General features: G+C 70.4%; 10 protein-coding genes. 3 read left to right on the plus strand and 7 right to left on the minus strand.

Annotated features, from left to right (window positions below):
• Nucleotides 1–63: 63 nt before the first annotated feature.
• A complete protein-coding gene (locus tag ACFQE5_RS13295) occupies nucleotides 64–1,107 on the minus strand; it encodes an alpha/beta fold hydrolase (RefSeq protein WP_379585205.1) in 1,044 nt (347 codons plus the stop codon).
• A 42-nt stretch (nucleotides 1,108–1,149) separates the two neighbouring features.
• Between ACFQE5_RS13295 and ACFQE5_RS13300 the strand changes: the two genes are divergently transcribed.
• Nucleotides 1,150–1,368, plus strand: a complete 219-nt coding sequence (locus ACFQE5_RS13300) for a DUF2277 domain-containing protein (protein WP_379585206.1) — start codon at nucleotides 1,150–1,152, stop codon at nucleotides 1,366–1,368.
• A gap of 126 nt (nucleotides 1,369–1,494) precedes the next feature.
• Here the strand turns inward: ACFQE5_RS13300 and ACFQE5_RS13305 are convergent, their stop codons facing one another.
• Entirely contained in the window at nucleotides 1,495–2,238 is a 744-nt protein-coding gene (locus ACFQE5_RS13305) for a maleylpyruvate isomerase family mycothiol-dependent enzyme (RefSeq protein WP_379585207.1), read from the minus strand.
• Nucleotides 2,239–2,321: 83 nt separating this feature from the next.
• Here ACFQE5_RS13305 and ACFQE5_RS13310 point away from each other — a divergent pair, with 83 nt between their 5' ends.
• Nucleotides 2,322–3,389, plus strand: a complete 1,068-nt coding sequence (locus tag ACFQE5_RS13310) for a nitrilase-related carbon-nitrogen hydrolase (RefSeq protein WP_379585208.1) — start codon at nucleotides 2,322–2,324, stop codon at nucleotides 3,387–3,389.
• A gap of 81 nt (nucleotides 3,390–3,470) precedes the next feature.
• On the opposite strand, the gene ACFQE5_RS13315 is transcribed toward ACFQE5_RS13310, so the two are convergent.
• From ACFQE5_RS13315 to ACFQE5_RS13335, 5 genes are all read right to left on the minus strand, one after another.
• Nucleotides 3,471–4,880 (minus strand): FAD-binding oxidoreductase, encoded by a 1,410-nt coding sequence (locus ACFQE5_RS13315; protein WP_379585209.1) that lies wholly within the window; start codon nucleotides 4,878–4,880, stop codon nucleotides 3,471–3,473.
• Nucleotides 4,877–7,990, minus strand: a complete 3,114-nt coding sequence (locus ACFQE5_RS13320) for an ATP-binding protein (protein WP_379585210.1) — start codon at nucleotides 7,988–7,990, stop codon at nucleotides 4,877–4,879. The genes ACFQE5_RS13315 and ACFQE5_RS13320 overlap by 4 nt, the downstream gene beginning before the upstream one ends.
• 317 nt (nucleotides 7,991–8,307) lie before the next feature.
• Nucleotides 8,308–9,720: a benzoyl-CoA 2,3-epoxidase subunit BoxB gene (boxB, locus tag ACFQE5_RS13325; RefSeq protein ID WP_379585211.1), complete on the minus strand. Its 1,413-nt coding sequence runs from the start codon at nucleotides 9,718–9,720 to the stop codon at nucleotides 8,308–8,310.
• 11 nt (nucleotides 9,721–9,731) lie between these two features.
• Nucleotides 9,732–11,462 (minus strand): 2,3-epoxybenzoyl-CoA dihydrolase, encoded by a 1,731-nt coding sequence (gene boxC, locus ACFQE5_RS13330; protein WP_379585212.1) that lies wholly within the window; start codon nucleotides 11,460–11,462, stop codon nucleotides 9,732–9,734.
• Nucleotides 11,463–11,503: 41 nt separating this feature from the next.
• Complete coding sequence (locus ACFQE5_RS13335; RefSeq protein ID WP_379585213.1) at nucleotides 11,504–13,138, minus strand: benzoate-CoA ligase family protein; 1,635 nt, start codon at nucleotides 13,136–13,138, stop codon at nucleotides 11,504–11,506.
• Nucleotides 13,139–13,414: 276 nt separating this feature from the next.
• Between ACFQE5_RS13335 and ACFQE5_RS13340 the strand changes: the two genes are divergently transcribed.
• The gene (locus tag ACFQE5_RS13340) at nucleotides 13,415–14,536 is read left to right on the plus strand and encodes an NDMA-dependent alcohol dehydrogenase (protein WP_379585214.1); all 1,122 of its coding nucleotides are present in this window, start codon (nucleotides 13,415–13,417) and stop codon (nucleotides 14,534–14,536) included.
• The last annotated feature ends 51 nt before the right edge of the window (nucleotides 14,537–14,587 follow it).

The following is a 14,587-nucleotide window of genomic DNA, read 5'->3' on the forward strand; positions in this document are numbered from 1 at the left end:
CCCGGGTCGCATCGCAGCCGAGGTGCGCGGCCTTGTCGTCCGGGGTCGTCTCCGGCTCGCGGGCTACCGGGAGTCGAGAAACTCCGTGAAGACCGCGATCCAGCGGTCGCGGGCGTCGAAGTGCGGACCATGGCCCGAACCGGCGAACATCTCGGTGCGCACGCGGCCACCGGCGTCGGCATAGCGGCCCAGGACGTCGCGGATCTGGCTGACCATGGGCTGCGGGGGGAACGCGTCGTTACCGGGCCAGTCCGGGACCTGGCCGGTCGCTCCGAGCGTGCCCATGTCCAGCGCCGAGTTGTCGGAGACGACGAGGTCGGCCTCACCGTGAGTCCACAACACGGGCGGTTTCGGATCGAGCTCGACGATGTCCGACCAGTCGCAGTACTTGGGGGACAGCGCATTGAGGATGCCCCGGGTACCCGGCGCGAACCCTGGCCAGTTCGGCGACGGCGTGCTGTCACCGGGGTAGCCGTCGTCACCGACAACGGTCTTGAGCACCTCGGCGACGAGCACGTCCTCGCGCGGTTCGACATGCGTCGGCGCCCAGTACGCCGCCCGCATGACCGACCGAATGGAGAACGGGCTGTCGGCCGACGTGTCGCCCGCGACCAGCCGGGACACCAGCTCGGGGGCGCCGGTGCCACCGCCGGTGCCCGCGAAGTCCGCGAAGCACGGCTTGCCGTCGCGGTGGGTGCCGCCGAATCCGTAGGGCGCGACGGGATCGATGAAGGTCAGCGAGGCCACCGGCCGGTTGTGGGCGTAGCGCACGATTGCGGCGCCGCCGGTGGACCAGCCGACCAGATGCGGCGGCCGGTCGACGCCGAGGGCCGCCAGCAGCGCGCCGATGTCCTCGGCCCAGTCGGCCAGGCCACGGGTGGCGTCGATCGGGAGCGGCTCGGTGTCGCCGAAACCGCGCATGTCCGGCGCGATGATCCGGTAGCCGTCGGGCAGGTCGAGGAACAGATGCTCGTAGAACCGGCCGGTGGAGAGGTTACCGTGGATCATCACGATCGGCGTAGCGTCGGTGGGGCCTGCTTCGATGTAGTGCATCCGCAGCCGGTCCGTGTCGACGGTGGCGGATCGGACCCCGGGCAGAAGCGTCATGTGCCCGATCATTTTGTGCCCGAAGGGGGAGGTCAAGAGGCCATGTGCCGCAGCATCAAGACACTGCGTCCACCGATGACCCCGGAGGTGACCGACGACGACGTGCGCGCCGCCGCGCTGCAGTACGTTCGCAAGATCTCGGGGTTCCGGGTGCCCGCCGCGCATAACGCGGAGGCGTTCGAGACCGCGGTGGACGCGGTGGCGGCCGCGACCCGCGCCCTGCTCGACGGGCTGGTCGTGCGTGGGCAGCGGGCGAGCTGATGCGGCACGTCCTTCGCGTCCGCGCGCGACGTGACGGAGCGCCTGGGTGTGCCCAGCCGCGGGCCCAGCGCTGAGGAGCTCGCCGAGGGGCTGGACGCGCTCATCGACACGCTCGGACGCTGACGGCTAGAACGGCACCTGGGTCGCCAGCAGGCCCTCGCCGGTGCCCCGGCCGGACAGGATCCGGCAGAACTCGACGGCGTCGAGGTCCAGCTGTGGACCGGCGTTCCCCCGGACGAAGCGGCCCCCGGCCGGTCCGCCCAGTACCAGGGTGAAGGGCTTGCCGTGACGGCGGGCCCACTCCGCGACGACGCCGGCGACGATCCGTCCGTCGTGACCGGCGCGCATCGTGACGTCCCGGCCGGTCGCCCGGCACACGTCGACGCGGTGCATCCACACGTCCCGGGTGTAGATCACGTCCATCAGGTAGCGAAGTCGCCAGGTCTCGTGCAGCGGGGCGCCGATCCGCACCGGGAGCGCGCCCGCCAGCCGGGACCATCGGCTCCGCCAGCGCACGGCCGCGGGGATCGCGGCCCGCAGGCGGGTGGTCAGCTCCGCCGGACCCAGGTGCCGCCGAGGCGCGACCTGCGCCGCGCTCACCGGATCGACGTCCACCGTCAGCCCGCGCAGGCCGTGCCGCATCTGGCGGAGCATCTCCGGCGGCGAGGCGTTCGCCTCCACGGACCCGAGGACGTGCGCGACGAGCAACCGCACGTCCCACGGCGCGCATTCGGTCGGGCGCTCCCACTCCGGGTCCGCGAGCGTCTCGACCAGCTCGGCGAACCGCAGATACTCCGTTCGCGCAAGGTCGGCCGCCTCCTGGAATCTCATGGGCGGCAACGCGTCCACCTCGATGACCCGCTCGTTCACGGTGCCGTGACCTCCATTCGTTCGTCTGATCCCCGAACGAGCGGCGGCTCGCGGCTCGTCATGACCGATGCCACACTCCGCTCATGCCGGAGCCGTACGTCGCAGTCGGCCTGATCCCCACGGTGCGGGGTATCCGCACCCGCGCGGACATCGGCCGCAACCTTGACCACATCGCTGAGCTGTTTCGCGCCGCCTCGTGGCTGTCGAGCCTTGACCTGCCGGTCCGGCTCGTCGCGATCCCCGAGGGCGGGCTGCAGGCCTTCAACGACGAGGTGCTCGATCTCGATCATGTCAGCTACGCCCGGGAATGCGCCATCGACATCCCCGGCCCCGAGACCAGGTTCCTCGGCGATCTCGCCCGCGCCCACGGGACGTTCATCATGGCCCAGGCCAAGGCGCGGCACGAGGCGTTCCCGGATCGGTTCTTCAACGTCGGATTCGCGCTCGACCCGCAGGGCGAGATCGTCCTGAAGCACCACAAGCTGTCCACTTTGTACCCTGTCGAGCATTCGGTGACCCCGCACGACGTGTGGGACCGCTGGGTGGAGCTCTACGGCCTCAGCCTCGACGCGTTCTTCCCGGTCGCCGACACCGAGATCGGACGGCTCGCCGTCCTGATGGCCAACGAGGGTTCCTACCCCGAGAACGCACGCGGGCTGGCGCTCAACGGCGCGGAGGTCGTCTACCGCGCGTCATATCCGCACCCGCACACCGGCAACGAGTTCTTTGAGATCCAGAGCCGCGCCCGAGCGCTGGACAACAACTTCTACGTGGTGGCGCCCAACCTGGCGACCTACTACCTGCACGCCGACTCGCCGGATCCGATCGACACGTTCGGCGGCCGCTCGATGGTGATCGACTACAAGGGCCGGGTCGTCGGCCAGCATCTGTACGGGGCGGGGTCGTCCTATGTCGCCGGGACGATCGACATCGGGGCGCTACGGCACTTCCGAACCCATGCGCAGTGGGACAACTGGGCCAAGGACCTGCGCACCGAGCTCTACCAACTGGTCTACCAGCAGCCGATCTACCCGAGGAACCTCTACGCCGAGCGGGCACCGTTCACCCATGCCGAGTTCCGCGAGCAGGTGATCGAGCGGCAGATCCAGCTGATGGTCGAGCGCGGGGTGTGGGCGGAGCCGACCAAGTAGGTTGGCTGAGGAAGGCAATCAGGGGTGCCCCGAGCTCGACTCCGTGGCCCGGCACGTCGGGTGTGGCGGAGCTGTCCCCGGTTACGCAAGGGCGGCCTCGGTAGCGGGTCGGCTGGGGCGGATGTTCTGATTGAGCCGGAAGAGGTTGGCTGGGTCATACCTGTCCTTGAGCGCCATGAGACGCGCGTACTTCTCCGCGCCGTAGGCGTCGCGAACGCGCCCGGCTTCCGGGGTGAAGTTGAGGTACGACGCGCCGGTGCTGAACGGGCGCATGGCAGCGGCGAACGCGCGGTTTCCAGCGATCATCCGCTCGTCGTCGCCTGGCTCCGCCCAGACGGAGATCGGGTGGAAGAGGTAGCCCGCGTCGCGGTGCGAAAAGGCGGTCGCCTCGTCGGGCACCGTCGCGACACCCTGGCCGATCCGGAAGATGACCATCTGGCTCAGCGGCGCGCCGAGGGCGGTCAGGCCGACGGCGTGGGCGAGGAACGTGTCGATGGCGGTGTCGCTGAGCTCGCGCATGTACTCGCCGCGCCAGTAGCTGCGCATCCCCCACGGGGCCAACGGATCGAGGGCCGCCTGGAAGGCGGTGTAGGGCATCGGGGCGAGGTGGTCGACGACGGGGTCGAGCTGCGTGAGCGGCCTGACCACCTCGGCGCCGTGGTCGGGAGGCCCGACGTAGAGCGCCGCTATCCCGAGCACCGGCTTGCCGTGCAGCTGCGGTGGGACGAACGGCTCGGGCGGCGCGGTGAGGACGACACATGCGGTGGCCAGCTCGTCGGGTGCGGAGTCGGCCCAGTCGCGCCAGCCTCGCAGGACCTGCGGCGCGCGCTCGATCGGGAACATCGTCAGTCCGGCCAGCACGGTCGGGCCGAGCGGGTGCAGCCGGAACTCGAACTCAGTGATCACGCCGAAGTTCCCGCCGCCGCCGCGGATGCCCCAGAACAGGTCGGCGTGCTGCTGTTCGCTGGCACGCACGACGCTCCCGTCAGCGAGAACGACCTCGGCCGAGAGGAGGTTGTCGCAGGCCAGGCCGTGCTTGCAGGAGGTCCAGCCGTAGCCGCCGCCGGTGGTGAAGCCGCCCAGTCCGGTGGTGGTGACGCGGCCGCCCGGCGCATGGAGTCCGTGCGCCTGCGTGGCCGCATCGAACTCGCCCCACAGCACGCCGCCGCCCGCTCTCGCGGTGCGCGCTGCAGGATCGATGGTGATCGACTTCAGGCCGCTGAGGTCGACCAGCACGCCGTCGTCGCAGGTACTCAGCCCGGCGACGCTGTGGCCGCCGCAGCGGACCGCGATGGCGAGCCCGCGCTCACGGGCGAACTCGACGGCTGCCACCACGTCCGCGGTCGTCGCGCAGCGGGCGATCACCGCCGGGCGGCGATCGATCATCGCGTTGAAGACCTGGCGCGCCGCGTCGTAGCCGGGCTGCGCCGGTCCGAGCACCTCCCCGGAGAATCGCAGGCGCAGGGCATCCGCTGGATCGGTGGTGGTCATCGCTCCTCCTGCCGTCGTCGGAGAGCACGATGGTGATCCGGATGGCGTTGCGCGAGCGTTTCTTGCACCTTCCGCTCGAACGCGCGCGCCCCCTGATGGCGCGCGACGGCGAGCGCTCGCCGCAGCTCGGCGTCGACCTCGCCGGCGGGCGCCCGGAGTGCGGCCAGGAACGCCGCGCGCAGGCGCCGGATCTCGACCTCCCAAAGCTCCGCGCCACGGCCCATGCGGAGCGCCTCGTCGGCCAGTGCCAGGCCGGCCTGCGGCTCGCCGGCCAGCGCGTAGCCGGCGAGCAACGTCCGGGTGGCGACGCCCGGCACTCCCGGGGCGGGCGCCTCGCCGGCTACCAGGTGCTCACGCACACCGCGCAGCCGCGCGAGCCCCTGCTCACCGCGGCCCTCGAGGACGTCGAGATAGCCCCCGAACATCTCGGCGGGCAGCCGGATCTGCCGGGGTGCATCGTCCACCGCAGAGGCGTCAAGCGCTGCCACGTGGCGGCGGAGCTCTGCGGCGACGCCCCGATCCAGGGCCAGGATCGACGCCCAGACCCAGACGACCGCGCGGCTGTAGGCATGGGTGGACCGCTGGGCGGCCGCGATCGCGAGTGCTTGCTGGCGGTCGGCCTCCTCGGGGTGGCCGAGCATCCAGAGCGTGTGGGCCAGTCGCAGCCGAACGAGCAGCTCGGGATCCTGCCCGTAGCGCAACACGTGCGCGTGACGGCGGGCGGGCCGAAAGCGCCGCAGTGCTGCCTCGAAATGGTCGCGCGCCTCGGCCAGGCGCCCCGGCCAGTAGGCGGCAACTCCGCGGATGTAGTCGCTCTCCACCCACAGGATCGGATCGCCGTCGCGCTCGGCACGAGCGCGCAGCCGTTCGCCGAACTCGCGCGCTGAGTCCCAGTCGCCCCTGGTGAGCGCGGCCAGCGCAAGCGACCAGACCAGCGGTGGCTCGGGCTCGTTGCCGAGCTGCTCGACGAGCTGGAGGGCCCGCGCATGCACCCGCGCCATTCGCTGCGACCCGTACCCCTCACAGGCCACCAGCGGCGCCGGCAGCGCCGTGAGCAGCCGCAGTTGCAGCGCGGCGGTGTCGGGGCCGGGCGGCAGACCCTCGGACAGCGCCAGGGCACGCTCGAGTGCACCGACGGCCTCAGTGTGGGCGTGCAGCCACTGGGCGGCCTCGGCCGCCCGCGCGTGCCAGCGGACCGCCTTGGTGGTGGCGCCCGCATGCGCGTAATGCCGCGCGACGGCCGCCGCGGCCGCACCTTCGCTCTGCTCGAGCGCCCCCGCAACAGCGCGATGCAGTTGACGCCGCCGCGGCGGGCTCAGAGCGGCATAGGCCGCATCGCGGATCTTGCCGTGGCTGAAGTCGTAGGCGTTGGGACCGTGCGCACGCACGATGCCGCGGCGCCACAGCTCATCCAGCGCGCCCACCAACGCGTGGTCGTCGAGTCCGCCGGCGACGGCCAACACGTCTGCGGTGAAGGCGTGGCCGATCGCCGCGGCGACACCGGCGAGCTGCGCGGCGGGCCGCGAGAGCCGGGCCAGGCGACCGGCGATCACCGCTTGGACCTTCGACGCGGCCACCGGTGCATCGGGCTGCAGCGCCTCCACGACGAACAGCGGGTTGCCCTCGCTGTCGTCGTAGAGGCGCTGCAGCTCGGCCCCGTGCAGCGGCGCCCCGGTGAGGCGTTCGGCGAGCAGCGCCGTCTCCTCGCGGTCAAGCCGATCGAGCTCGATCTCGCTGAAGCGTTCAAGCGCCTGTAGGGCCATGGAGAGGCCGACGAGTGGATGGCCTGGGTCGAGCTCCTCGCGTCGGGCCGTGGCGGCCACAAGCAGCCGCGCCGACGGCGCGGTGCGTATCAGGTAGTGAATCAGGCGCAGCGACTGTGCGTCGGCCCACTGCGCGTCGTCGACGATCAGCAGCAGCGGCGCGCCCGCGGCCAGGAGCGCGCCCCCGATCGCGGCGAACAGGCGTCGCCGCAACTCTGCCTCAGGCAGCGGCTCGGGCGGTGCCAGGTGCGCGGCCAGCTCGGGCAGCAGCCGTGTCAGCTCGGTGAGGTGCGGTTTGTCCAGCCGAGACAGCCGCGCTGCGACCGGCTGGGAGCGTAGCCATCCGGAGGCGACCCCATAGGCGAGCGGGCCCTCCGCCGGATAGGCGCGTGCTTCCACCGTGACCGCCTTCGCCTGCGCGCGCAGCTCGTCGACCAGCCGCGTCTTGCCGACGCCGGCCTCGCCGGTGACGAGCATCAACTGCGCCCGACCGGCGGCCGCTGTACGCCACGCAGCGAGCAGCCGGGTCTGCTCGGCGACGCGCCCGACGAAGGGCGATGTCCCAGCTGGTCTTTCGCGGGGCGCCGGCATCGCCTCCGAGCGTGCGGTCGCGGGGTCCGGAGTGCGGGCGCCGGCCGGTTCGGCGGTGACGAGCGACTCGTAGACAGCGCGGGTCTCGGGCGCCGGCTCGATCGCGAGCTCGCGTTCCAGCGTCGCGGCGCAGACGTGGTAGGCGCGCACGCCACGGGCGCGGTCCCCGGCCGCGGCGCAGAACCGCATCAGCATCCGGTGGCTCTCCTCACGCAGCGGATCGTGCGCGACCAGCCGCTCGGCGCAGCGGATGGCTTCGGGCCATCGCCGGTCCTGCTCGTGCTGGCGCGCGAGCCGCTCAAGCGCTTCCAGGTGCAGCCCCGTGAGCCGCTCGCGTTCGACCACCAGCCACTCGTCGTAGCGGCCCTCCAGCAGCTCGCCGGCGTAGGTCTCGACTGCCTCCTCGAGCCGCCCTTCAGCCAGCGCCCGCTCGAACTGTTCGACGTCCAGCCACAGCGGTACGTCCGCGCGCCATTGCAGCGTCCGTGGCCCGACATCGATCAAACGCTCGGAGTCGGGCAGCGCACGCCGAAGGATGTGCAAGACCTTGCGTAGGTTCGTGTGTGCCTGGGCCTCCGTCGAGTCAGTCCATAACAGCAACGCCAGCCGCTGCCGCGGCTGCGGCGCGTCGCGGTGCAGCAGCAAGTAGGCGAGCAGCGACTCCGCGCGGGCCGACGCCAGCGGTGCAAGCCGCTGCTCGCCGAACCACAGGTCCACGGTCCCGAGCAGCCGCGCACGTACACCGTCAGTGCCCATCAGCACGCGCCCGCCCGCGCACAGACCCACCATCGATTTCCGCGACGGCACATTAAGACGGTCAGCGGCGGCTCAAGCACGCCTTCCCCTCGTCGTGGTCACGACCTGCGCGTTGAAGGCTCGGGACAGCCTCCCGGCGGGTGTACGGGCTTGTCGTCCAGCCGCACCAGGAGGATGCCGGGTCCAACGGTAATGGCCGCCGGTTGTCCCGGGAAGATCGCCGCAAGGGAAGCCGGCCCGGCCGCGGGCGATCATGTCAAGGCATGGGAGTCGGGCGAGGCGCTGGCTCAGGCCGGGTCTGCTTGGTGGTGGGCTGATCAGGCCAGGTGGACGTACTCGTAGTCGAGGGGTTTGCCGTTGATGCCGTTGCTGGGTGGGGTGAGCCAGCTGGCGATCTTGCCGGGTTGGTAGACCGGGTGCATCAGGGATTGGACGTGGGTCTTGTCGGCGGCGCTGGGCAGCCAGGAGTTGATCTTGGCGTTCCAGGTGTCCTGGCCGACGAGGTTGCCTGCCGGGGTGATGTGGTGGTCGGCGAAGAGGCCGACCCGGCGGTTGAACCCGATGTGTGGCAGGGTCAGGTGCCGGTCGATGCCGGCGTTGTCCAGTAGCCGGTTCCAGCGTTTGAGCCCGGAGTGGCAGTCGGTGACGTACTCGGACTGCAGGTCGTGGTTGAGCGCCAGCAGGGCGGGGACCTCTTCGGTGGTGAGCCGGCCGTTTTTGACCAGGGTCATCTTCGTGGAGTCGTCGGTGAGTTGGTGGTCGTCGCGGCGGCGTTCCTCCTGCCAGCGGCCCTTGAGTCCGGCGGTGTAGTAGTTGGCCGCGTTCGTGGACTGTTCGGAGCCGAACAGGTCGAGGGAGACCGAGTAGTGGAAGTTGAGGTAGCGCTGGATCACTTCCAGCGGGATGCCGCCGTGCGGGGCGATGTCGTCGGTGTCGTGCTCGCGCATCAGCTCGGCGGTGCGCGCGACCACCCGGTCGATGCCGGTGGTGCCGACGAACATGTGGTGCGCCTCCTCCTTGAGCATGAACTCGCAGGTGCGCGACAGCGGGTCGAACGCCGACTCCTTCAGCGTGCCGAGCTGGTACTTGCCGTCCCGGTCGGTGAAGTAGGTGAACATGAAAAAGCTCAGCCAGTCCGGGGTCTGTTCGTTGAACGCGCCCAGGATCCGGGGTGAGTCCAGGTCACCGGAGTTGCGTTGCAGCAGCGCCTCGGCCTCCTCGCGGCCGTTGCGCCCGAAGTAGGCGTGCAGCAGGTAGACCATCGCCCACAGGTGGCGGCCCTCCTCGACGTTGACCTGGAACAGGTTGCGCAGGTCATACAGGGACGGGGCGGTCTCGCCGAGGCGGCGCTGCTGCTCCACGGAGGCGGGTTCGGTGTCGCCCTGGATCACGATCAGCCGCTGCAGGTCGGCCCGGTACTCGCCGGGGACCTGTTGCCAGACCGGCTCGCCGCGCTGCTGCCCGAACCCGATGCGCCGGTCGTCGCCGCGCTCGGCCAAAAACACCCCCCAGCGGTACTCCTCCATCGCCACGTGCCCGAACCGGGCCCAGCCCTCGCGGCCGACGTCCACCGCGGTGCGCAGGTACACGTCCCGGGTGGGCAGCGCCGGACCCATCGTGCGCCACCAGGTCAGGAAGTTGGGCTGCCAGGACTCCAGCGCGCGCTGCAACCGGCGGTCGCTGGCCAGGTCGACGTTGTTCGGGATCTTCTCGCTGTAATCGATCGGCATGTCGGTACCTCTCAGACGCGGGTGCGGTCGAAGCCGGCCTTGCGCCCGGTGCCGTAGCGGCGCAGCGCGCCCGCCGGGCCGGACGCATTGGGCCGGGTGAAGATCCAGTTCTGCCAGGCGGTGAGCCGGCCGAAGATGCGGGTCTCCATGGTTTCGGGGCCGGCGAACCGCAGGTTGGCCTCCAGCCCGGTCAGCGCGTCCGGGGACAGCGCCGCCCGCTCCTCGAGCAGGATCCGGATCTCCTCGGCCCAGTCGATGTCGTCCGGGGCGTCGGTCACCAGCCCCAGCTCGTACGCCTCCCGCGCGCCCAGCCGCCGCCCGATCTCCGAACGCAGCTTGGCGAGGTGATCGTCCTGCGCGGCGCCGCCGTAGAACCGCGACCCGAGCCGGGACAGCCCGTTACCCATCGGGAACGCGCCGAAGTTCGACTCGGACAGGATGATCTGCGCCTCGTCGGCCTGTTCACCGGCCCGCTCGTCGAGCGTGCCGTCGAGCATGTACTGCCGGTCGCAGGCCCACGCCAGCTCGGCCAGCGCCCCGGCGAAACACGAGCCCGGTTCGATCAACGCGATCAACGACCGGGAGGTGACATCCAGCCGCTTGAGCACCCGCTTGAAGTAGTGCCGGATCTCGCCCACCAGCCAGTCGTCGCGGCTGTGCTGCGCGATCAGCCGCTCGAACGCCAGCGCATCCTCCACCGCCCCCCGGGTGCGGATCACCCAGGTGCCCAGCTCCAGCTCGTTGCTGCGCAACCGCAGGATCACATCGTCCAGCTCACGGGTCATCGCCAGCGGCCAGAACGCCGCACCCAGCTCATGCACCCGCGCCAGCGACTCGGGCACCCCACCCGAGGGCCCATGGACGGTGATCTCGACCAGACCCCGCGCCCGGTCGACACGCGCCTGCACATGCCGGTAGAAGATGCCCTCGGCGGTCTCGGTCCGGCGCAACGGGGACAGCGCGACCCCCCGCGCCCCACCGCCCGGACACCGCCGGCGCGAACCGGCCGCCGCCGCGGCCGCCCGCTCCCGCACCGTGGCCTCCCACGCCCGCTTCGGCACCACCTCGTCGACCAGCCCCCACTCCACCGCCTGCCGCCCACGAACCCCCTCCGCCCGGGTGGCGAACACATCGGCCCGGTCCTTACGCACCCGCCGCTTGTCCAGCACCCGGGTCAACCCCCCGGTACCCGGCAACACCCCCAGCAACGGCACCTCCGGCAACGACACCGCCGAGGAGTTGTCATCGATCAACAGGATCCGCTCACACGCCAACGCCAACTCGTACCCACCACCGGCCGCGGTCCCGTTCAGCGCCGCGATCCAGATCTGCCCCGAGCACGCGGTCGCATCCTCGATCCCATTACGGGTCTCATTGGTGAACTTGCAGAAGTTCACCTTCCACGGATGCGAACTCTGCGCCAGCATCCGGATGTTCGCCCCCGCACAGAAATTACGGTCCCGACCACTGGTCACCACCACCGCACGCACCTGCGGATACTCGAACCGCAACCGCTGCGAGGCGTCATACAGCTCGATATCCACCCCCAGGTCGTACGAGTTCATCTTCAACTCATACCCCGGCACCAACCCCCCCGACTCCTGAACGTCCAACCACAACCAGGCGATCTCCCCATCGATCTCCAACCGCCAATGCCGGTAGCTGTCCGGCGTCGCGTCGAAGGACACCTTCGGGGTCAGGGCGGCATCCGGGTCGACCGGCGTGCCTTCGGCCATCGTCATGGGAGCCTCCTGCGCTCGTGCGCGGTCGGATGCCCATCACTCTACAACATAGTTGCTCTAGTGTGTCGATTCTGTAGAACATCATGCCGTGGGGTGGCGCCGGGCTTCGGCGACGGTGCGGAGCCCGCGAGGGCACGCAGCCGGTAGCGCTGGACCTTTCCGGTCGCGGTCTTGGGCAGCTCGTCGACGGTGACGACCGCGCGCGGCCGCTTGAAGGAGGCCAGCCCGGCCCGGCAGAACCCGATGACCTCGTCCGCGTCGACCACCGCGCCGGGCCTCGGCACGACATAGGCGATCGGCTTGTCCAGCCCGTCGGCGTCGGGCACCCCGACCACGACGGCCTCGGCCAGGTCCGGGTGCTCGAGCAGTCGCGACTCCACCTCGGAGGGGCTCACCCAGATCCCGCCGACCTTGAGCACGTCGTCGGTGCGCCCGAGACAGGTGTAGCTGCCGTCGTCGTTGCGGACGTACTGATCACCGGTTCGGATCCACTCGCCGTGGAACACCGCGCGGTTCACCTCGGTGCGGCACCAGTACCCGGTGCAGATCGACTCGCCCGCGACATACAGCATCCCGGGTTCCCCGGCGCTCTCGATGACGGTGCCGTCCGCGCGGCGCAGCTGCACTCGGTAGCCGGGCACCGGATAGCCCGAGCTGCCCGGCACGACCTTGCCCGGGAGGTTGGAGATGAAGATGTGCAGCGCCTCGGTGGACCCGATGCCGTCGAGCACCTCGAACCCGAACCGGTCGCGGGCTCCGTGGAACATCCGCGCCGGCAGCGTCTCGCCCGCCGACACTCCGGTGCGGACGGTCGCGAACGCGTCGGGCGGCACGGTGTCCGCGGCGAGCAGGGGTCCCCAGAAGCTGGGAACCGCGAAGAACAGCGTGATGCCATGTGCGCGGATGCGCTCGGCATACAGCGCCGGGTTCGGCCGGGACGGTTCGAGCAGCACCGACGCGCCGACCGACAACGGGAAGAACATCGAGTTGCCGATGCCGTAGGCGAAGAACAGCTTGGCCACCGAAAGGCAGACGTCGTCCGGGCCGATGCCGAGAACCTGCTGGGCATAGGTCTCGGCGACGTAGCGGATGTCGTGGTGGCGGTGCATGGCCCCCTTGGGGGTTCCGGTCGTCCCGGACGTGTAGAGCCACAGCGCGGGCGACTCGGCCCACGTGTGGTAGGGGGCGGTGAGGGGCGAGCCCGCGCCGGCATCGAGCAGCTGCCGCCAGGTCAGCTCGGTGACGCCCCCGACCGTGCCGGAACCGGGCGATCCGGTGAGCACGACGTGGCGCAGATCGGGCGCATCCGTCGCGGCCGTGTGCACGACCTCGGTGAACTGGTGGCTGCCCAACAGCACCCTGGCCCGGGAGTCGCGGACCAGAGTGCCGAGCTCTGGGCCGGTCAGCATGGTCGAGGACGGCACCGCGATCGCACCGAGGTACATCGCGGCCAGGATGCCGGTGAACAGCTCGACGTCGTCGACCATGCACAGCAGCACCCGCTCCTCGGGGCGGACGCCGATGGCGGCCAACCCGGCGGCGACCCGTCGGACCTCGGTGCCGAGCTCGGCGTAGGTGAGGGTGCCGCCCGGGTGGCGGACGGCGATTCGGTCGCCGTCACCGGCGGTGACCCGGCGATCGACGAGGTATTCCGCGGCGTTGAACAGCTCGGACATACGGACGCTCCGCTTCGGGTTGGATGAGAAAACTCTACTGCGTGATGGCGCTTCGGCAATCTTTCGTAGAAGATCACCCGGCTGCCGGTACATCTCCGAATGGGCTCGTCCTTTGGGTTAGGGCGTGCTTCACAGCGGCATGCGCATGCTGCTACGAATGGGCCGTGGCGCGGTGTGCAGCTCGGCCGCAGACACGCACTCAACCACCGTGGAGCGCCACCTTTCGAGGCACGAGAAATCCATGAGCGGCCCGCCGGGCCGACAACTGGAGGGTTGATGAAGACCAAGGCCGCCGTCCTGCGTGGAGTGGGTAAGCCGTTCGAAATCGAGGAGCTCACGCTCGACCCGCCGAAGGAGGGCGAGGTCCTGATCAAGTACGTGGCCGCCGGCCTGTGCCACTCCGACGAGCACCTGCGACACGGCGACATCGTGCCGCGGTTCCCGATCGTCGGAGGCCACGAGGGCGCCGGGATCATCGAGGAGGTCGGTCCGGGTGTCACCCGGCTCAAGCCCGGCGACCATGTCATCTGCTCGTTCCTGCCCGTGTGCGGGCACTGTCGCTTCTGCGCGAGCGGCATGACCAACCTGTGCGACCAGGGCGCCACCATCCTCGACGGGTGCCTGCCCGACGGCACCTACCGGTTCCACTCCGACGCCGGTGAGGATCTCGGCGGGATGTGCATGCTCGGCACGTTCTCCGAACGCGCCACGATCTCGCAGAACTCCTGCATCAAGGTGGCCGATGACGTACCGCTGAACACGGCGGTGCTGATCGGCTGCGGCGTGCCGACGGGCTTCGGCTCCGCTGTGCACGCGGCCGCCACCGAACCCGGCGACACGATCGCCATCTACGGCGTCGGCGGCATCGGCATCAACGCGGTGCAGGGTGCGGCGCTGGCCGGTGCGGCCAACGTCGTGGCCATCGACCCGCTCGCGAACAAGCGGGAGATGGCCGAGCGGGTGGGCGCCACCCACTCCTGCGCCACCGCCGAGGAGGCCCACGAGCTCATGCAGCAGCTCACCCACGGCGTCGGCGCCGACAAGGCGATCGTGACCGTCGGGGTCGTCGACTCGGCGGTCGTGACGAACGCGTTCAACGCGATCCGCAAGGGTGGCACCGTGGTGGTCACCGGCCTGGCCGACCCGGCCAAGACGACCATCGAGCTGTCGGGTTCGGTGCTCACCCTCTTCGAGAAGCGCATCCAGGGCTCGCTGTTCGGCTCCGGGGACCCGTTCAAGGACATCCCGCGCCTGGTCGACATGTACCAGGCGGGTCAGCTCAAGCTCGACGAGCTGATCACCAACACCTACACCCTCGACCAGGTCAACCAGGGCTACGACGACCTGATCAGTGGCGTGAACGTCCGTGGCGTGATCATCCACGACCCCAACGCCTGATCCGTCCCGATCGATCCCGCCGTGCCGGGTCCCGCACCGGGGCCCGGCACG

The organism is Pseudonocardia hispaniensis (genome assembly GCF_042658695.1).
Classification (GTDB): domain Bacteria; phylum Actinomycetota; class Actinomycetes; order Mycobacteriales; family Pseudonocardiaceae; genus Pseudonocardia; species Pseudonocardia hispaniensis.

What these genes read in the sequence shown, in the direction of transcription:
- ACFQE5_RS13295 (WP_379585205.1), bottom strand. Translation starts at nt 1,107, where the DNA reads ATGACGCTTCTGCCCGGGGTCCGATCCGCCACCGTCGACACGGACCGG.
- ACFQE5_RS13300 (WP_379585206.1), top strand. Translation starts at nt 1,150, where the DNA reads ATGTGCCGCAGCATCAAGACACTGCGTCCACCGATGACCCCGGAGGTG.
- ACFQE5_RS13310 (WP_379585208.1), top strand. Translation starts at nt 2,322, where the DNA reads ATGCCGGAGCCGTACGTCGCAGTCGGCCTGATCCCCACGGTGCGGGGT.
- ACFQE5_RS13315 (WP_379585209.1), bottom strand. Translation starts at nt 4,880, where the DNA reads ATGACCACCACCGATCCAGCGGATGCCCTGCGCCTGCGATTCTCCGGG.
- ACFQE5_RS13320 (WP_379585210.1), bottom strand. Translation starts at nt 7,990, where the DNA reads ATGGGCACTGACGGTGTACGTGCGCGGCTGCTCGGGACCGTGGACCTG.
- boxB (WP_379585211.1), bottom strand. Translation starts at nt 9,720, where the DNA reads ATGCCGATCGATTACAGCGAGAAGATCCCGAACAACGTCGACCTGGCC.
- boxC (WP_379585212.1), bottom strand. Translation starts at nt 11,462, where the DNA reads ATGACGATGGCCGAAGGCACGCCGGTCGACCCGGATGCCGCCCTGACC.
- ACFQE5_RS13335 (WP_379585213.1), bottom strand. Translation starts at nt 13,138, where the DNA reads ATGTCCGAGCTGTTCAACGCCGCGGAATACCTCGTCGATCGCCGGGTC.
- ACFQE5_RS13340 (WP_379585214.1), top strand. Translation starts at nt 13,415, where the DNA reads ATGAAGACCAAGGCCGCCGTCCTGCGTGGAGTGGGTAAGCCGTTCGAA.